This window comes from Lentzea sp. JNUCC 0626 (genome assembly GCF_043632865.1).
GTDB lineage: Bacteria > Actinomycetota > Actinomycetes > Mycobacteriales > Pseudonocardiaceae > Lentzea.
Window position 1 is genome coordinate 33,176 of record NZ_CP171636.1, and the last position, 17,290, is coordinate 50,465.

At 71.0% G+C, this 17,290-nt stretch carries 17 protein-coding genes; 12 read left to right on the forward strand and 5 right to left on the reverse strand.

Going from position 1 to position 17,290, the window contains the following annotated elements; translation table 11 throughout:
* Window positions 1-296 precede the first annotated feature (296 nt).
* The 10 genes from JNUCC0626_RS49715 to JNUCC0626_RS49760 all read left to right on the forward strand — a co-directional run bounded on the left by JNUCC0626_RS49715 (window position 297) and on the right by JNUCC0626_RS49760 (window position 6,455).
* Window positions 297-431, forward strand: coding sequence for a hypothetical protein (locus tag JNUCC0626_RS49715; RefSeq protein ID WP_394622427.1), 135 nt, complete (start codon window positions 297-299; stop codon window positions 429-431).
* A gap of 70 nt (window positions 432-501) precedes the next feature.
* Window positions 502-732 carry a hypothetical protein gene (locus JNUCC0626_RS49720; protein WP_394622428.1) on the forward strand — a complete coding sequence of 77 codons (231 nt, stop codon included), beginning with the start codon at window positions 502-504 and terminating at the stop codon, window positions 730-732.
* Window positions 733-810: 78 nt separating this feature from the next.
* Window positions 811-1,440, forward strand: coding sequence for a hypothetical protein (locus tag JNUCC0626_RS49725; RefSeq protein WP_394622429.1), 630 nt, complete (start codon window positions 811-813; stop codon window positions 1,438-1,440).
* 603 nt (window positions 1,441-2,043) lie between these two features.
* Window positions 2,044-2,664, forward strand: a complete 621-nt coding sequence (locus JNUCC0626_RS49730; RefSeq protein ID WP_394622430.1) for a hypothetical protein — start codon at window positions 2,044-2,046, stop codon at window positions 2,662-2,664.
* Window positions 2,665-2,878: 214 nt separating this feature from the next.
* Window positions 2,879-3,340, forward strand: a complete 462-nt coding sequence (locus JNUCC0626_RS49735) for a hypothetical protein (protein ID WP_394622431.1) — start codon at window positions 2,879-2,881, stop codon at window positions 3,338-3,340.
* A 49-nt stretch (window positions 3,341-3,389) separates the two neighbouring features.
* On the forward strand, window positions 3,390-3,737 hold the full coding sequence (locus JNUCC0626_RS49740) for a hypothetical protein (protein WP_394622432.1): 348 nt from the start codon (window positions 3,390-3,392) through the stop codon (window positions 3,735-3,737).
* An 81-nt stretch (window positions 3,738-3,818) separates the two neighbouring features.
* On the forward strand, window positions 3,819-4,283 hold the full coding sequence (locus JNUCC0626_RS49745) for a hypothetical protein (RefSeq protein WP_394622433.1): 465 nt from the start codon (window positions 3,819-3,821) through the stop codon (window positions 4,281-4,283).
* Window positions 4,284-4,934: 651 nt separating this feature from the next.
* Window positions 4,935-5,348, forward strand: a complete 414-nt coding sequence (locus JNUCC0626_RS49750) for a single-stranded DNA-binding protein (RefSeq protein WP_394622434.1) — start codon at window positions 4,935-4,937, stop codon at window positions 5,346-5,348.
* A gap of 99 nt (window positions 5,349-5,447) precedes the next feature.
* The gene (locus tag JNUCC0626_RS49755) at window positions 5,448-5,771 is read left to right on the forward strand and encodes a hypothetical protein (protein ID WP_394622435.1); all 324 of its coding nucleotides are present in this window, start codon (window positions 5,448-5,450) and stop codon (window positions 5,769-5,771) included.
* A gap of 93 nt (window positions 5,772-5,864) precedes the next feature.
* Window positions 5,865-6,455 carry a hypothetical protein gene (locus JNUCC0626_RS49760; RefSeq protein ID WP_394622436.1) on the forward strand — a complete coding sequence of 197 codons (591 nt, stop codon included), beginning with the start codon at window positions 5,865-5,867 and terminating at the stop codon, window positions 6,453-6,455.
* Here JNUCC0626_RS49760 and JNUCC0626_RS49765 read toward each other — a convergent pair.
* Window positions 6,452-6,985, reverse strand: a complete 534-nt coding sequence (locus tag JNUCC0626_RS49765; RefSeq protein WP_394622437.1) for a hypothetical protein — start codon at window positions 6,983-6,985, stop codon at window positions 6,452-6,454. The genes JNUCC0626_RS49760 and JNUCC0626_RS49765 overlap by 4 nt on opposite strands.
* A gap of 847 nt (window positions 6,986-7,832) precedes the next feature.
* Here JNUCC0626_RS49765 and mobF point away from each other — a divergent pair.
* A complete protein-coding gene (mobF, locus tag JNUCC0626_RS49770) occupies window positions 7,833-12,404 on the forward strand; it encodes a MobF family relaxase (protein ID WP_394622438.1) in 4,572 nt (1,523 codons plus the stop codon).
* Window positions 12,405-12,530: 126 nt separating this feature from the next.
* On the opposite strand, the gene JNUCC0626_RS49775 is transcribed toward mobF, so the two are convergent.
* Complete coding sequence (locus tag JNUCC0626_RS49775; protein ID WP_394622439.1) at window positions 12,531-13,259, reverse strand: hypothetical protein; 729 nt, start codon at window positions 13,257-13,259, stop codon at window positions 12,531-12,533.
* Between the two features lie 412 nt (window positions 13,260-13,671).
* Here JNUCC0626_RS49775 and JNUCC0626_RS49780 point away from each other — a divergent pair, with 412 nt between their 5' ends.
* A complete protein-coding gene (locus JNUCC0626_RS49780) occupies window positions 13,672-15,345 on the forward strand; it encodes a hypothetical protein (RefSeq protein ID WP_394622440.1) in 1,674 nt (557 codons plus the stop codon).
* Between the two features lie 18 nt (window positions 15,346-15,363).
* Here JNUCC0626_RS49780 and JNUCC0626_RS49785 read toward each other — a convergent pair whose 3' ends face one another.
* Genes JNUCC0626_RS49785 through JNUCC0626_RS49795 form a run of 3 tightly spaced genes read right to left on the reverse strand, consistent with a single transcriptional unit; the run spans window position 15,364 to window position 17,265 of the window.
* On the reverse strand, window positions 15,364-15,828 hold the full coding sequence (locus JNUCC0626_RS49785; protein ID WP_394622441.1) for an NUDIX hydrolase: 465 nt from the start codon (window positions 15,826-15,828) through the stop codon (window positions 15,364-15,366).
* A 44-nt stretch (window positions 15,829-15,872) separates the two neighbouring features.
* A complete protein-coding gene (locus JNUCC0626_RS49790; RefSeq protein ID WP_394622442.1) occupies window positions 15,873-16,481 on the reverse strand; it encodes an AAA family ATPase in 609 nt (202 codons plus the stop codon).
* Window positions 16,482-16,491: 10 nt separating this feature from the next.
* Window positions 16,492-17,265, reverse strand: coding sequence for a hypothetical protein (locus JNUCC0626_RS49795; RefSeq protein ID WP_394622443.1), 774 nt, complete (start codon window positions 17,263-17,265; stop codon window positions 16,492-16,494).
* Window positions 17,266-17,290: the final 25 nt, after the last annotated feature.

A 17,290-nucleotide genomic window follows, 5' to 3' on the forward strand; every position in this document is an offset into this window, starting at 1 on the left:
CATCCGGTCGAGATGAACCGCGCGCTGCGGTGTCGTCGTCGGCCGGCGGTGACGTTCGCGCGGTCCACATCGACCGGACGAGCCTCCGGGCTTGTGCGTCCGCGCGAGCGCGGACCCCCACCCGGCGTGCTGAGGCCAGGGCCGCGTTCCACAGACACCCCAGCCCCAGGAGGCCCCGATGGACCCGCAGACCCTCACCAGCACCACCAACTGGCGCGAGTTCACCGACCACGACGCCCTCAACGACCGCCTCGCCGCCGAACTGGCCGCCGACACCGGCGAGTGGTGAGCCGGTCGTGGAGTTCTTCGCCAAGGTCGTTGGCGCCCTCGTCCTGGGCGCCCTGATCAAGCTCGTCATCCGGCTCTGCGGCCACAGGCTCTCCTGGCGCCTGGCCTTCCTGATCGCCTTCGTCGCCGTCTTCAGCGCCTGAGCGAGCGATCACCGCCCGGCCCGCTCCGAGGGCCGTCCCCACATCCACCCCTCACCACGGGAGTTCCGTCATGCCCTTCGCCCTGCTCGTCCTGATCGCCGTCCTCGCCCTTCTGATCATCTCCGCCCTGCTGGCCGCCCTGTTCACCCTCCTGATCCGGCACAACCCCACCCTGTTCGGCGGTCCCCAGTCGTGGAAGCGCGCCGCGCTGATCTCCCTCGCCCTCGTCGGCTTCATCTGGCTGCTGATGCTGATCAACACCCTGTTCGTCGTGCTCGTGGCCCTCCTGCTGGGCGTCTGACCCGCCGCCCGTGCCCGGCCGGACCGACCCGGCCGGGCACGGGGCCCCATCCACCACCCACCTGGAGGACCGCCCGTCATGCTCGAACTCGTTCCGGACGTGCTGGAGAACTACCTCAGCGAGGCCGACGCCGCCCGTGACCGGGCCGCCCGCGACCTCTACCCGCTGCGGCTGCTGGACATCACCCGCCAGGTCCGCGCCGCCGTCCCCCGCGCCAAGGCCCTGCTGCTGGACCTGAGCACACGGTGGGACAAGCCGGTCGGCCCGACCGTGACCGCGGTCCGCTCCGACGCCACCATCCCGGCGCTCACCCCGCCGCCGTGGCTGGAGGAATGGCGCAGTCCGCACGGCGAGGAGTGGCAGATGGTGCGCGCCCGCGCCGAGCAGCACCTGGCCTACGCCCTCGGGTTCGGCGAACCCGAAGACCTCGGCTGGACCGAGGAGGACGGGGAGTGGCGCGTGGACTTGCTCGACCCGGTCGCGGTTCAGGCGCTGACCACCTTCCAGCAGGCCGTGTTCATCCCGGCACCCGGCGAGGAAAGCCGGTGGGTGCACCTGGACTTCTTCAGCGACGAGAGCCGGTCGAGGTTCTTCGCCCGCCGCGGTTGCCCGCGCTGTCACGGCGAGGGCCTGGTCGAGGCGGTGTCGCGACTTCCGCACGGCGGAGACACCGACACCTGCGCCTGCGTGCGCCGCCTGCCCGCCTGACACCGCCGGGGCCGGTCGGACCCGTTCCGGCCGGCCCCGGTCCCCAGCCGCGAGAGACGCGGGTCGCAAGTACGCGAGCGGCCCGCCCGTGCACTGAAAAGAATTAGCGGAATAAATGCAGCCCTATTAATTGCGGGCGGCTGAAGTTTTCCTTCCGTTAGTTCTCCGGCTGTCGGTTTCGTTGTGGTATTCCGGGGCGCTCGCCGCCCCCGGACCCCAGGCAGGCACTCGGGAATGGATCGGGGAGGGAATGTTGCGGTACGTGGTGGGCCAAGGCGATTCATTCCGTCAGCCTGGCCAAAGAGCTATCACAGGCCGTCAAGGGGGTCAACACCAGGGAAAAGCGCCCTGGTGTTGACCCCCTTGACAACCTGTGATGGACGCTCAGCCAGGCCGACGGAATGAATCACCAAGGCCCCCCACTTGTGGGTGGAAATATCGACGCCCCTAGCGGGCGTCGATATAAAAACGTGACCGGAAATCCGGCCGATTCACTTCCGTAAGGTTGGTAATGTTGGTAATATTGAGCTTGTCAGGGGGACAGAGAAAAACCCCCGCCGGAGCCGCCAAACTCCGGACACCACGAATCCAAGGGAACACACAATGACCACCAGCACCGTCACCCGCAAGGTCCGCTCCCGTCGCTCCCCGTTCGCGGCCAACCCCACCCGGTTCTGCACCGCGTGCCTGCTGGAGCGCTCGATCATGGAGCAGCGTGACGCGAAGCTGAAGGGCATGTGCCAGGACTGCAAGGACGGCGGAGCCGTCGCCCTGGTCACCGCACCGGCCACCCCGACCACGTCCGTCCCCACCCGAGGCGCCGAAAAGCCGGGCGTCCACGACGGCGTGCGCGTCTGCGGCAACTGCGACACCAACATTTCCACCCTCGCCGGGGCCGAGTTCTGCTCCGAAACCTGCAAGGTCGAAGCCGCCGCACACGAGGCCAAGAAGGCCGCCAAGGCCAACGCGCCCAAGCCGCTCCCCGGTGACGTCCGCATGGCCGTTCAGTGGAGCATCCGCGAGGGACTGTCCGACGATCAGATCCGAGTCGGTCTCAACGGCGCGTGGAAGCTGCGCCAGGGCCAGCGGTTCACCCCCGAGGCCGTCGCCGCCGCCGCCCGCGTGTGGTTCGAGGACTACAACCGCGACACCTTCGCGCGCGGCGAGCGCAACACCAAGGTTCTCCGCGTGCTGAACGCCGTTCGCCGTCTCGTCGAAGGCTGATCACGGCACCGACCGCCGGGCGCGAGCACCGCGCCCGGCCGCCGGTTCGCGAAGAATCGGCCTGGCCGGCATCGAGCCGGCCACGCCGATACGAGGGGGCTCGCGCCCCCTCGTGCTCCCCGCGCCCACCCGCCCGCCCGGCCCGCCTCCGGCGCGCGTCGAAGCCGGGCTCCGGCGCCCTGGGGCGCCTCCACCCGGCTGCTCCCTTCTCGGCGTGCGCGGCGCCTGGGGGCGCCGCGCACGCACGCTCCACGCCTTCGGCGCTCCGCGACCACCGCCACGACCCGGCCGCCCGGCCCTCCGCCGCACCACACCTCTCGCCACCAGCGGACACGCCGACGTCGTCGGCCCGGTCGCCGCCGCGCCGCCGCCCGCGCACCCCGGAACCTGCGGCGAGAACACCCCGGTCACCGCCATCCCGGCCGAGACGCCGGGGTCGCGGCCCAGCGGCCCAAGCCATCGGCACCGCCCCACCGGCACCGGCGGTCAGCTGACGCACGAGGTCAGCACACCGGGCGAGGGCAAGCGCGCAAACCTCCGGCACGTCCGCCCGAGTGAACCGCGCCGTCACCCCGCCAGCCCGGCCGCCGGACCGAACACGCGGTCCACCCATCGGCCGGACGAGCCTCCCGGCTTGCGCGTCCGCGCGAGCGCGGACCCCCACCCGGCGTGCTGAGGCCACGGCCCGTCAGCTCGACCACCAGCGCACGGGAGGCCACGCGCCGATGACCCAGCACTTCCTCACGCCCAAGAACCCCGAGACCGCCGACGTCGTCATGATCGGCCACGACCGGATGCTCAGCACCTTCTTCGCGCAGGTCTACAAGGAGACCGGCGACGACCCGAACTTCGTGCTCTGGGAGGGCTGCGCCCGCGGGCAGTTGCCGTACGCCGACCAGGTCATCGACCTCGTCCGCGACCACGCGCATATCCCCGACGAGCTGTGGGAAGCGCTCGACGACGACCGCGCCTGCGCGCCCCTCCGCACCCCGGAAGAGGCCAACGCCGTGACGCGCTGGTCGGCCACCGGCCGCGTCGAGCCCGAGCACCAGGCCGACAGCGCCAACGCCTGACCACCCGCCACCTCACCGGGCGGCGCGGCCACCACGGCCGCGTCGCCCGGCGTCCCGATCAGGTCAAGGAGCACACCGGCGATGACCATCACGACCAGCGGCTCACTTCTCTACGGCCACGACCTCGGCGGCGGCGACAAGCCGTGGCAACTCACCACCGCCGACGCCACCGGCCCCGGCCTCGCCTGGTACGACCCGGCCGCCGCGCGCGCCGACGTCGCCGACTTCGCCGACCAGGCCCACCGGCACCTGCTCGCCGCCCTCGGCATCCACGCCGACCCAGATCTCGACGACCTGCACGAGCTCGCCGCCGAGCACGCCGGCGTTCACATCGAGCGGTACAGCTGGGAAGTGGCCCCGTCCTTCATCCTCACCGCACACGCCACCACCGCCTTCTACGACACCCCGACAGCCGTCGACCTGCTCGACCTCGACCGCCGACGCACGGCCGAACGGTGGGACGAACGGCTCACCACCGCCGCGGGCCACCTCGGCCTCGCGCCGCACAACCCGAGCCCGCGGTGGCTGCTCACCTCATCGCAGTGAAACGGCCAATCGCCGACCGTGCTGGCCGCAACTGTCCTGCACGGTCGGCAACCCTGCCGCCACCCGCCAACCCGGCTGCTACTTCCGCCCGCTCCGCGCGCCAAGCCCGCAGACCACGCGCCGAACATCCGCACGACCACCCCGCCACCCGGACCGGACCCGTCGCACCGTACCGGCCGCACCCGCGCAGGTTCGGTCGTCCGCCGCGCCGAGCGCGGTACCGAATCCGCCGGCGCTGACACCTCCGCGCCGCATCGAGCACCCAGGCCAGCCCGGACCGCCCCGGCGACGTCGCCCAGGCCCCTGCCGAGCTCCGCCAGCGCCGCCAACCCCGAGGGACTACGAGACCGCCAACCAGTTGCCGGTCGCGCCCCGCCGCCGCACACGGCGACCGGCGCTCGTTCACATCTGATCCCGCGCCCGGAGCCAGTGGACCGCCCGGAGGTCAGCAGACCGCGGAAGGGCTTCGGCGCCGATGAACCGGCCCGCACCGACCGGGTGAGACAAGCCCCTCCGGGGTCGCGCTCCGCGCGATCTCACACCGGTCGGCGGAGCCGAACCCCCGGCGCTCCTCGCTGTCGCTCGGACCCCTCCACGGCCCGCTGAGGCAGAGCCGCGTTCCACCGACACCGAGCACCAGGGAGCCAGACCATGAACGAGATCACCTTCACCGGCAACGTCAGCAAGGTCCACGAGACCCGCAACACCCGCTCGGGCGAGACCATCTTCAGCTTCGACATGGCCGTCGACAACGGCTACTTCGACAAGAACAAGAACAGGTGGATCTCGCGCCCCCGGTTCCAGACCGTGGTGGCCTACCGCGAGCTCGCCGTCAACGCCCAGAACACCATCAGCAAGGGCATGGCGGTCACCGTCACCGGCCGACTGCTGGACGACAGCTTCACCCCGGCCGGGTCCGAGTACCCGGTGAAGCGCGACAAGCTCGAAGCCCTCGATGTCGCGGTCAGCCTGCGGTTCGCCACCGCCGTGGTCACCAAGACCAGCAAGACCCGCGAGGAGCAGGGCCACGAGCACAACCGCGAGCAGCTGGCCGCCGTGGCCTGAGCCGCACCGAGACACGCCGGCACCGGGACCGTCCCCCCGGTGCCGGCGTTTCCGCCGACCGAACACACGGCCACCGCGACGAACAGGAGAAGCACAGGCATGGCCATCAAGTACGGCGTCTGGATCGAGTGCGACGAGTGCGGCGACGGCGCCGGAGACGCGGGCGTCGCCATCCCGGCACCCTTCGAGGTCAACAACGACGCCCCGCAGGAGCGGGAGACAACCGAACGCGAGGCCACCCAGCACGCCCTCGACAACGGTTTCATCCGGACTCCCGATGGCCGGCTGCTGTGCCACGCCTGCGCCGAACCGCCGGAGGATGACGACGAAGGCGACGAGGACGAGGACGTCCACGCCGACTGCTGGCAGCCGCACCTCGACGGCAACGGCGAGCTCGTCGACTGCGACGGACGACCGATCTGACGCGTCGACCGGCCGGGAACACGAGACCGCGTTCCCGGCCCGCCGACCAGGCGATGCACTGAAACTGTCGGGGTGCTGACCTACCCTCGGCCCATGACGACCCCGGAGCAGGGCAAGCCCACCGGCCGCAAGCGCAAGCCACCCCTGCTCGAACTCGTCGTCGACCCCGAGGACCACGCCGACGAGATCGAACGCTTCCGCGACAAGGTCGTCGTCCCGCCCACGGCCGCCAACGGGACACCCAGCCCGATGTGCTCGCTGTGGCGCGGCGCTGTCGGCGACGACGGCTACGGCCGCTTCTCGATCACCCGCGGCGGACACGAGTACACGGTCAAGCCGCACCGCTACGCCGTCGCCTGGAAGCTCGGGATCGCTGTCGCCTACGGCCAGGTCATCGAGCACATCGACTGCGACAACCCGCTGTGCTGCTACGCCGACCCGGACCCCGTCCTCGGTCACATCTGGCCGAGCACCCAAGCCGAGAACCTCCGCCGCATGGCCCACAAGGGCCGCGGCGGAGGCAGCGGCTGGTGGCGCCGCAAGTGGTCCGGACTCAACCGGCGCGAACGAGCCGAACGGTCCAACCAACTGCGCAACGCCGTCAAGAACGGCTGGGACGAGGCCCGCGTGAAAGAAGTCCTCATGCGCATCGACCCCGCCCAGACCGCGCTCTTCACGGTCTAGCCCGCAGCCGCGACGTCGCCGACGACCGGGTCGTCCGCGCGCGCCACGCTCGCCTCCGGCTGGGACACCACGGCGAACCCGGTAGCCACCGGACGCGCCGGCGACTTCTGCCCCGACTCCTCACCGCCCACCGCCGGACCGCTGCCCGGCTCGTCCTGCTTCGCCATCTGCGCCCAGCGCCGCAAGTCCTCCACGCGCTGTTCCGTCAACTCGGCCAGTTCGACCTGCGTGACCTTGAATGCCGTCGCGGCGATGACCGCGCGGCCCGCAGCCCGTTCCGCCTCGACCACCTGCGGGCTGTCAGCCAGCGCCGCCTCGAACGTCTCCCGCAGCGTCGCCGCGCGAGCCGAGTCCCCGCCCGTCTTGAGCGCGGCCTCGAACGCCTCGCGCAACGCGGCGTCGTTGTCCGCCCGCGCCTTGACCGCTGTCGCCGCAGCCTCAGCCGCGGTGACCACAGCGTCCTCGCGCTTACGCCGCTCGTCGGCTTCCTTCTTGCGTAGCTTTGCTCGGATCTCACGTGCTGATGGCACGTCGACCTCCCCCGAAGATCGAAGTTCTCCCCTTACGTCAACCACGCTAACCCGAGCGGTCACCGCCCTGCATTCGATAACCGCAGCTCACCACCTGTACGCAGCCGCCTACGACAAAAGCCACAAGCCTTCATCGACGACGTCCCAGCCCGGTCCGGCTGCGTCGCTCCCGCCGACGCATCTCCCAACTCCCAGCCCACTCACGACCCACAAACCCACGCGACCACTCCGGCCCACGTGCTGCTGAACGCGCCTACGGCCTGACGGTTTCCACCTCTCGGGATCACCTGACGGCAACGCACCACCACCTCGCCGTACGGCCGACAGCACACCGAGTTCCCGCCGACCACCGCCAGCCAGCACCTGACGGTTTCCAAGCGGACGGCCTTCGGCCGACTGCCCCTTGTGCGGGACGCCGCGTCGGCCCTGCAGGCCAGCCGCGGCGGGCAAGGCCAAGCCGCTTCGCGGTCGGCTGACGCCGAGCCTTGCCTCGCCAAAGCGGCCGCCTTCGGTCCGCCCCGACGCCCCGCACTCCGCGCTTGCAGCGCGGAACGACAACGGACGGCCTGACGGCCGCCTGTCCTCGTGTGTCGGCGCGATGCGCCGACACACCGCGCTCGCGGCGCGAGCGCGCGTGGCCGCGATGCGGCCACCACCTCGCCGCTGGCGAGGTGAAGGGACAACGGACGGCCTGACGGCCGACAGTGCTCTGCCCGCTTCGCGGGCCTTGTGGGCGAAAAAACCGCCCACAAGATCAACAACTTTGAGCTAAGGTATCGCTACGCGATACGGGGAGAATGATCTTAGGGGGATCGTTTTCCCAGCTCACCTTGGGGGAGGTGACTGGATGGCGTGGGTAACGCCAATTGGGTCCGACCCGGCTCAAGTTGATTACCGGCTCGGCCTGGGACACGGCTGTCTCGTCGAAGGAATCAGCGACGCGCAGCTCGACTACCACACCGACGAGCGCGAGCGCCCCCTGATGTGGGTCGGCAACGGCCTGGCCGACCTCGGAATCGAGGCTGGCAGCGAGCTCACGCCCGAGCAGTTCGACATGGCCCGCGCCCTGGTCGCCGGCTACCACCCGATCACCGGCGAGCAGCTCGTCGCCCACAAGAAGGGCGTCCCGCGCGACGCGAAACTCTCGCTCGCCCCGCTGGTCCGCATGATCGAGGGCATCTCCAACGAGGCCGACGTGCCCATCGAGGAGGTGCTCACCAGCGGCCGGATGCGCGCGATGTTCGCCCGCGCTCAGCGCGCCGTGGACCGTGAGGGCGAAGCCGCGGTACTGCGCGCCGACCACGCCGGACAACTCGCCGACGCCGCCGGACTCACACCCGACGAGGTGTGGGGCGAGGACACCTTCACCGACGCCGTCTCCCGGCTGACCAAGACCGTCACCCACCCCGACGGCACCCAGGAACAGGTCGACAACCGGGTCATCGTCGGCAACCTCGCCTACGACGCCACGCTCACCCTGGAGGGCAGCTTCCGCGCCGCCTACGGCCTGGTCGACGACGAGACCCGCGCCGAGCTCGACGCCATCTACGGCGACAAGGCGATGGAGACGTTCGGCTGGCTGGAGGGCGTGGCCGCGTACGGGATGCGCGGGCACCACGGCGACGGTCAGACCGCCGACGTGGTGGCCGGGAACGGCTTCTCCGGCTGGGCGATGTTCCACCGCACCGCCCGCCCCGTCGACGGCGCCGCGGTGGGGGATCCTCACTGGCACGTGCACTACACGATCGCCAACATGACCAAGGGCGAGGACGGCAAGTGGTCCACGATCGCCGCCGGCGGCCGCGACCTGATGCGGCACGCTCCCGTGGTCGACAAGCTCCTCCAGGCTGCCGTCCGTGACGTGCTCACCCGCCGGTACGGCATGGAGTTCCGGCGCAGCGAACGCACCGGCCTGTGGGAGATCGCCGCCATCCCCGACGAGGTCATCCGCCTGTTCAGCAAGCGCGGCCAGGGCATCGACAAAGCGCTGGTCGAGATGGGGTTCAGCCCCGAGGAAGCCACCAAGGCCGTGCGCCGGGTCGCGGCGTCGATGACCCGCGAACGCAAGGGCGAGAGCACCTCCGCCTCCGACGAGACGCTGGCCGAGCACTGGCGGCAGGAGGCCATCGACGCCGGGTTCGATCCCGACCAGATCACCCGCGAGGCGTTCGGCGGCGGCCCCACGACCGGTGCGGTCACGACCCAGCCGAGCCCGCGGCCCACCCTCGACGAACTCGCGACCGTGCTGCAGGACGTCGACGCCGGGCTCACCGCACACTCCCGCCGGTTCTCCCGCGCGGACGCGCTCGCCGCCGTCGCCGACTCTCTGCCCGCAGGCGGCACGCACGCCGAGATCGAGCAGCTCACCGACCAGGTCCTCCAGCGCGCCGGGTTCGTCCGCTTGGTCAAGAAGACCGAGCCCGCGGCCGGTCCCGAACCCACCAACGGTGAGCGCCGCCAGCTCGGTGCCGGGCACATGGCCAACGCCGCGCTCTACACCACCCAGGACGTCATCGACGCCGAACAAGTCATCGTCGCCGCCGCCCAGACCAGCCACCCCGACCAGACCAACATCCGCGTCACCCGCGCCACCGCGGAGATGGCGGCAGGCACGATCGAGGCGGCCGGTGGGTTCGAGCTGTCCGGCGAACAGCGCCGGGAACTGCTGCGCATCACCACCTCCGGTCGCCAGCTCGACGCGCTCGTCGGCGGCCCCGGCGCGGGCAAGACGACCCTGATGGACGCCGTGCGCGCCGCCTACGAAGCCGAGGGCCTGGTCGTCGCCGGTGCCGCGACCCAGGGCGTGACCGCGCAGACGCTGCAGGCCGAGTCCGGCATCCCCAGCCGCACCATCGCGCAGTGGCTCTGGCGCGTGGACAACGGCCCCGGCCTGCGCGGCGTGGACGTCCTGATCATCGACGAAGCGGGCATGGTCAACGACCGCGACCGGGCCCGGCTCTACACCGCGGCCGCCGACGCGGGCGCGAAGATCCTGGAGATCGGCGACCCCAAGCAGTTGCGCGGCGTCGGCGTCGGCAGCTCCTTCGGCGTCGTGCACCAGCTGGTCGACGGCGGCGAGCTGGTGCAGAACCGGCGCCAGTCCGAAGCCGACGAACGCGCCGCCATCGCCGCGTGGCGGCGCGGCGACTACAGCGAGGCGCTCACCTCTTGGGCTGACCGCGACCGCCTGGTGGTCACCGAGACCGGGCCGGAAGCCACCGCCGCGATGCTCGCCTCCTGGATCGACCAGCGCCAGGGTGCGCCCAACCCGTTCGTCGAGCAGCGCGGCCTACTGATGGTCGCCTCCACGAACGAGATGGTCGACCGGCTCAACGAAGGCGCGCAGGCCCTGCGGTCCGTCGCCGGTGAACTCGGCGTCGGCCGCACCTACGACGTCGCCGGCGGCAAGACGCTGACCCTGCACGAAGGCGACTACGTCATGGTCCGGGTCAACGAGCGGCAGAAGGGCAGCCCCGACGTCCTCAACGGCTACCGCGGCGTCGTCGACGCTGTGAACACGGACGGCAGCGTCGCTGTGCGGTGGGAACGCGCCACCAGCGACGGCCGTGTCATGGAGTCCGCCGTCCTCGGCCCGGAGTTCGTCGCCAAGGGCGGCCTGCAGCTCGGTTACGCCATCACCATCCACAAGTCGCAGGGCCTGACCGTCGGCTCCGACGGCGCGACCTGGGAAGGACCGGACGGCCAGCGCAGGGGAGGGGCGGTGCTGTTCAGCGCGGCCGGAGCCGACAACCCCGGCAGCTTCGTCGCCGCGTCCCGCCACAAGCTCGCCATGTGGATGTTCCTCGCCCGCAAGGACGTCGAGGGCTCCCAGGACGAGTACCTGCTCGGCCTGCCCCGCACCGCGTGGGAGCGCACCCGCCGGGTCATCACCAAGCTCGTCGACCGCGCCAAGGCCACCGAGGTCAACCGCAACGACACGCCCGTGCTCGTCGACCTCGGTCTCCTCGAGGACCCCACCCAGCCCAAGACGCAGCCCACGCCCGCCGCGCAGGCCGGCCGCCGCACCATGACCCCCGAGGACATCGAGCGCAAGAAGGCGTTCCGCGCCAAGAACCACGCCGCCGAGGTCGTGCGCCGCGCCAAGGCCGAGTCCTTGCTGCGCCAGGAATGGGGCGAGCACCCCGCCGTCGAGCGCGTCACCACCGGTGCCGCGTTCCGCACCCTGGCCACCTGGCTCGACCGCGTCGACAAGGCCGGCGGCAACCCCCGCGACCTGCTCCGCGCCATCGACCCCGACGAGATGATCGCACCGCACGTCCGCGACGCCAGCCGCCTGACCACCGCACTGGTCAAGGAAGCCGCGCTCGCCGACCCGGCAACCACGACGCCCCGCCACCGCCCGCTGACCAAGGCCCAGCGCCAAGCCCGCGCCGAGGCCGCCGAGCAGACCCAGCGCACGGCCACCGCCGACCTGCTGCGCGAGGAATGGGGGCAGCACCCGGCGGTCGAGCGCGTCGTCAACGGCTCCGCGTTCGGGGCCGTCGCCCAGAACCTCGCCACCGCGGCGGCGGCCGGGAACGACCCGCGCGCCGTCCTGCGCAGCATCGACCCCGACATGGTGATCCGGCCCCGGATCGACAATCCCAGCGCGTTCGCCGCCGCGCGCATCCGCGCCGCCGCCGGTGCGCCCGAGCCCGACCAGGTCCAACCGCCGCAGCCCCGGACCGCCGAAGTACCGCCGCCGCCCGAGGCCCCCGCACGGCTGGACGTCCTCGTCCCGTCCTACGAACGCACCGTCGCGCAGCTGGCACCCCGTCCGGCGCCGGTCCCGGCCACCGGGGACCCGGCTCCCGCGCAACCGGAACCAGCGCGGCGCCGAGACGCGATGTGGCCCAGCTGGCTGCCCACCCCGCCCGCGCCGGAGACGCTGGACGGACGCGACCGCTCCCTGGCCGCCGCAACGGTCGCCGACGCCCAGCGCATCCGTGCCCGTGTCGTCGAGCTCGGCCGGGAAGCCGCCCGCGACCGCCCCGCCTGGGTCGAGCAGCTCGGACCCGCGCCCGACGGCGCGGCCCAGCGCGCCCGCTACCTGGCCAACGTCACTACGATCGCCGCCTACCGCGAACAGCACGGCGTCACCGGCCCGGACCCGATCGGCACGCCTCCGCCCGGCGGGGACTCCCGCCCGGCCTACCAGGCCGCGGTCCGCGCTCGCGACCAGCTCGAGCGCGCGGCCGCCACCGGCCAGCAAAAGCCTGCAACCACCGAGCGGCCCGCCGCCCAGCACAAGACCGGCCCGGTGCCCGCCGAGACCAAGAACCAGACCGCGACCCGCGCCGAGGAGGCCCGTCAGCGCGCCGCCCGGCTAGCCGAACAGCAACGACGCACCCAGCAGCAGCGTCCGGACCAGGACCCACGCCGCCCCGGTCCAGGACAAGGCCCGCGTCCCGGCTACTGACCCGTCGATCACGCCGCAGCACGCGGAACGCGCATCCCTTTCTGTCCGTTCCATTCGAAGTTGGCGGAATCAGTGGGGGCAGATTCGAGCATCGCGTCGAACAACGTGGACTGTGCCGGGACGCGTCTACGCGGTGGGCGAGAGTTGCGTGAGCACGACCGCCGTGGTGTCGTCACGGCTGCCCTTCTCGTCTGGCCGGGCGGCCGCCACGATCGCATCGGCAACGGCTTGCGGATCCTCGGGGTGTTCGCGGAGCAGCGCGGCGAGCTCCTCACGTGACAGAAGATCGAGGCCATCCGAGACCAACAGCACGGTCTCGCCGCCGGGGATCTCCGAGACCGCGACTGAGTGGACCATCGCGGTGGACAGGCTGACGCGGATCCAGTTGTCGTGGTGCACGGCCAGGTCGACGTCGCCGTTCTGGCGCAGGAACTGACCCATCGTGTGCGGATCCGACCGCAGGTGCAGGTTCTCGCCATCCCAGCCGTAGGCGTGGGAGTCGCCCACCCAGGCGATGACGGTGTCGCGGCCGGGCTCGACCAGTGCGAGCACAAGGACGCCGTCCGGAGGGGTGTAGATGCCGGGGTCCTCGAACAGGCCGACGGCCGCCAGGACGCCGGCGAGCCCGCCCTTGGTGATGCCGTACCGTGCTGCGACCTCTGCGGCGAGCTGCATCAGCTTGGCGCCGTGCTCGTCGTCGCCGATCCCATCGACAACGGCCGCTGCGGTGATCCCATTGGCTCCGTAGACAACCGCATGAGCGTCCATGTTGTGGCCCTTGGGGACGTCGCCCTTGGCGCCCTTGCGGGACGCCGCGCCGACGACAACGGCGGCTTCGCCGGTCAATGTGCTCATGTTGGAGTGGGGTCCTCTCGGGTCAGCAGTCCCTCATCTTGCCCACGACGGCGCGCGAGTGCCCAGACAAGTAACCTCCGGACACCGACACCCACCGACAACTAGGTCTGGACGCCGACAACTTCAGTCGGACGAGACACCTTTCGGTGAGAAATCCGCAGGGCCAAGGGAGTAACCTCGCACCCACGTGGTCGGCAGTTCCCCACTGTTGTAGGGAGTTCCTGCGTTCCCGCTTCGGCGGGCTCGTCCAGATGCCGCCCACCACGTGCGGGCGAGGCCCCCAGCTCTCCCGCAGACCGCAACAGGCGCACCCCCGGCACCCCCCCGCCGGGGGTGACGCATTTTCACGGCGTGCACGCCGAACCGGTGCGCCGTTCGTGGGGGAGCCTCGGGCGGCGGCAGGATGACGACCGTGCGGATCTCCTGGGACGAACTGGCCGAATCACCGAAGAAGGCCGAGCAGCTGTTCGACCTGCTCATGCACGCCGAGTACGGCGACCGGGTGCGCACGATCAACGGCTCCGGAGGCGATGGCGGCCGCGACGCCTGGATCGAGGACATCCGCCGCTCGGTGGAGTTCAAGAGCTGGACGAAACTGGGCAAGTCCCAGCGCGCGCAGGTCGTCCGCTCCCTCAAGCGGGCCGTCGGAACCGAGACCGCCTCGTGGGTGCTCGTCGCCCCGGTGCACCCGACACCGGGGGACTTGCAGTGGTTCAACAGCCTGAAGGGCCGTTACCGCAGCTCGTTCGAGATGGTGTTCCGCGATGTGCGCTGGCTGGAGCTGAAGCTCGCCGAGCGGCCCGACATCGCCCGGTACATGTTGACCACCCCGCACCAGGAGGTGATCGACATGCAGCGCGAACTCCACCAGGAACAAGCCGGCCTGGTCGGCGGGGTGCCGGACCTGCTCAAGCGCCTGGACGTCCTGCGTAGCCGATCCGACGAACTCTCACCGATCTGGGGCCTGGACTTCGCCTCCCGCGGCGGACAGAACTCGGTGTTCGTGCGCCTCAAGCCGGGCAGCCCGCCCCAGCGCATCGAGGTCCACCTCGACGTCGTCGACGACCCGGCGGGGTCCGCCGTGACCGAAGCCGTCGCCGCCGCGCTGCACTACGGCAGTGGCGCGGTCATCGAGCCCGGCTACATCAACCGCGTCGACAACGAGGCGATCACCGCGCTGAACCTTCCGTGGGAGCAAGTGGCGATGGTGCTTCCCGACCAGCGCGTCACCGCGGGGTTCCCGCGCGCGGCCACGCTGCGCGCCCGCACCGGCGACGGCGCGACGGGGCGCCCGCTGCACCTGACCCTGCACTACGCCACCGAGGGCTCTCTCGGCATGTACGTGCACGGCACCGACTCCACCGGCATGTTGCGGCTGCGGCTGCGGATCGACCGCCCCGCCCCGGAGCAGGGATCGAACGTCGGGATGCTCCTGCAGTACGGAGCCAAGGACGACCAGCACGCCGCCTCGGTCGACCCCGAGGCGCTGCTGCGCACCGTCACCGTGCTCGACTCCCTGGACCAGGCACCCGGCATGATCCTGGTGCTGGACACCGAGCAGATCGACCTGGACGCCCAGACCCGCGAACCCACCGGGCACTTCGCCCCCATCGCCCGCACCTTGCGGGACTTCGTCTTCGTCCGCGACGAACTCGACGTGGTGCTCCCGCTGCCAGCCCGCTGGTCACGCCGCGACGAACGCAACATCGCCATCCTGGCTGGCTTGCTACGCGGCGACGAGGTCTCCATGCCGCTGAGCACCACGGTGTGCCACCAGATCAGCACCGCGGAAGAGGCACGGCTCTACATGGACCTTCTCGAGACCGGGTACGGCGGGCGGATCGACTTCGAGATGGTCGGTCTGACCCTGCCCGTCGGGAAGGTGCCGGTGCCGGTGGACCCGCTCTACGTCGCCTTCTCCCGAGCACGGATCACCAACGCCGCCGAGGTCACCACGGCGTTGGCCAGCGCGGAGAAGATCGTGCCGGTCGACATCGGCCCGGCTCCCGACTCAGCCGTCCTGGGGCGCAGGACGCCGTTCCCCGGTCCCGATCCGGCCGACGGGCCGGAGACGTCCTCGACCTGAACCACCGGGTGCCGGGTCTCAGCGCCCGGCGAGGGCGGGCACGGCCGGGTGCGGCCAGCCCTGCAGGCCGAACGGCTCGCCGCGTTGGAACAGCTCCACCCCGGCGTGGGTGTAGGGCACGGTGTTGCTGGGCAGCTCGTCCATCGGGAACCAGGCGATCTGCGAGCACTTGTGCGGCTCGGCGTTGTACGGCTCGCCTCGCCAGCTACGGGCGCGGAAGAAGAAGCCGACCCGAGCGTCGCCTTCGGGGTTGAGGTAGTGCACGGAGGTGACCATCTCCAGGTCGTCGCGCTCCACCTCGACGCCGATCTCCTCGCGGGCTTCGCGGATGATCGCGGCGACTAGGTCCTCGCCGAGTTCGAGCTTGCCGGACGGCAAGTTCCAATCGCCGTCCGCGTACCCGGTGCCGTCACGCTGCGCGAGCAGGACCTCCCCGTCGCGGACCAGGATGAGCAGGACGTCAACGAAACTGGTGTAGGGCACGTCGTGGTCATCCCTGGCTGGTCGGCGGCGTGGAAGGCCACAGGCTATCCGGCGATGAGCAGGCCGTCGTCGGCGACCCGCTGGGTGATCCAGGCGACGCGCTGGTCGGTTTCGAGCCCGAGCGGGACGTCGAGCACCGGGACGTCGAGCCGGTCGTAGAGCTCGCGCAGCGTAGCGGCGGCGGTGTCCTGCAAGCCGGCGACCTTGGCCCGGAAGCCGTCGGTGGGCTGGCTGTAGCGGTCGTGGGTGAAGAACACGACGTCGTAGGTGGGCGCCCAGGCGCGGCAGAAGTGCTCCATCGCGTCGAGCACCGCGGCGTCGATGCTGCCGGGCGCGACGTCGAGCAGCATGCGGGCATAGGCCAGCACGTTGACGATCGTCTTGTCGGCGATGAGCAGCTGGTGGTTGCGCGCGGTGCGCAACTGGAGCTGCAAATGTGCGGCGAACACGTCGACCTCGGCGGCGAGGTCGAACGTGCCGCGGTTGTGGATGACGATCTCCTCCATGAACGGGCTGGTCCGGGCCGGTTCACCCATCGCGACGACGTTCACGCCCTGCCGTCGGAGGTGCGCAGTCAGAGCGTGAATGAGGGTGGTCTTGCCCGAGGCGTGCGTGCCGTCGATCGCGGCAACCCGGCAGTCACGAATCGTCATGGGGCCTCTCTCACAGCAGTTCGGTGAAGGTGGGGTGGCCGAGCCAGGAGAAGGCGTCGTCGAGCTGGTCGGCCAGCAGCCGGTTGACGTTGAGCGTGCCGCTCCAACCGGCCCGGCCGGTGGCGCGGAAGGCGACCAGTGCGGTGGACAGGCTGTGGCGCAGGTTGAGCACGCTGACGCGCTCGCGCGCTTCGACGGAGCCCTTTTCCAGGTAGGCGCGGTGCAGCGCGGTCATGGACTTGCTGCCCAGTTCCGGCTGGGTGACGTCGAGCCGCAGTTCGGTGCAGACGTCGACCAGGCGGCGGGATTTGCAGGTCAGCACGTGGTCGGTGTCGTAGCGGGTGTCGATGACGCGGCGCTTGGGCAGCTCGTCGTCGCGGCGGTTCAGCCAGTTCTGGCGGGCGGTGGCCACGGCCTCCAGTGGTTCGGGGCTGGCGTTGCTCAGGACTCCGAGGTCGCTGGTGAACTGGTGGCCCGTGACGTGGTCGGCCGCGGCGAACGCGGTGCGGACCGCGTCGTTGGCCGAGGCGAGCAGCGCGGTGGTCTCGTCGGGGTCCTCGATGTACACGCTGGTGTAGGTGAAGGGCAGTTCGGTCAGGTCGACGCAGGCACCGGCGTGTCGGGGCAGCGCGGCGTAGATCACCGAGTAGCAGAACGGCTTGTTCCCGTTCTTGATGCGGTAGTTCTTGGTCCATTCGACGTCGATGGAAGCCCACAGCGTCGTCCCGGCGGGGCGGCGGGGCGCGCGGCCGCGTGTGCCGGGGATGTTCGTGCTGACGATCATGTCCGCTTCTCCGGGGTTGTGGTGG

Excerpts from the sequence above, each read along its gene's own strand:
- JNUCC0626_RS49720 (WP_394622428.1), top strand. The coding sequence starts at position 502 with ATGCCCTTCGCCCTGCTCGTCCTGATCGCCGTCCTCGCCCTTCTGATC.
- JNUCC0626_RS49725 (WP_394622429.1), top strand. The coding sequence starts at position 811 with ATGCTCGAACTCGTTCCGGACGTGCTGGAGAACTACCTCAGCGAGGCC.
- JNUCC0626_RS49730 (WP_394622430.1), top strand. The coding sequence starts at position 2,044 with ATGACCACCAGCACCGTCACCCGCAAGGTCCGCTCCCGTCGCTCCCCG.
- JNUCC0626_RS49740 (WP_394622432.1), top strand. The coding sequence starts at position 3,390 with ATGACCCAGCACTTCCTCACGCCCAAGAACCCCGAGACCGCCGACGTC.
- JNUCC0626_RS49745 (WP_394622433.1), top strand. The coding sequence starts at position 3,819 with ATGACCATCACGACCAGCGGCTCACTTCTCTACGGCCACGACCTCGGC.
- JNUCC0626_RS49750 (WP_394622434.1), top strand. The coding sequence starts at position 4,935 with ATGAACGAGATCACCTTCACCGGCAACGTCAGCAAGGTCCACGAGACC.
- JNUCC0626_RS49755 (WP_394622435.1), top strand. The coding sequence starts at position 5,448 with ATGGCCATCAAGTACGGCGTCTGGATCGAGTGCGACGAGTGCGGCGAC.
- JNUCC0626_RS49760 (WP_394622436.1), top strand. The coding sequence starts at position 5,865 with ATGACGACCCCGGAGCAGGGCAAGCCCACCGGCCGCAAGCGCAAGCCA.
- mobF (WP_394622438.1), top strand. The coding sequence starts at position 7,833 with ATGGCGTGGGTAACGCCAATTGGGTCCGACCCGGCTCAAGTTGATTAC.
- JNUCC0626_RS49775 (WP_394622439.1), bottom strand. The coding sequence starts at position 13,259 with ATGAGCACATTGACCGGCGAAGCCGCCGTTGTCGTCGGCGCGGCGTCC.
- JNUCC0626_RS49790 (WP_394622442.1), bottom strand. The coding sequence starts at position 16,481 with ATGACGATTCGTGACTGCCGGGTTGCCGCGATCGACGGCACGCACGCC.
- JNUCC0626_RS49795 (WP_394622443.1), bottom strand. The coding sequence starts at position 17,265 with ATGATCGTCAGCACGAACATCCCCGGCACACGCGGCCGCGCGCCCCGC.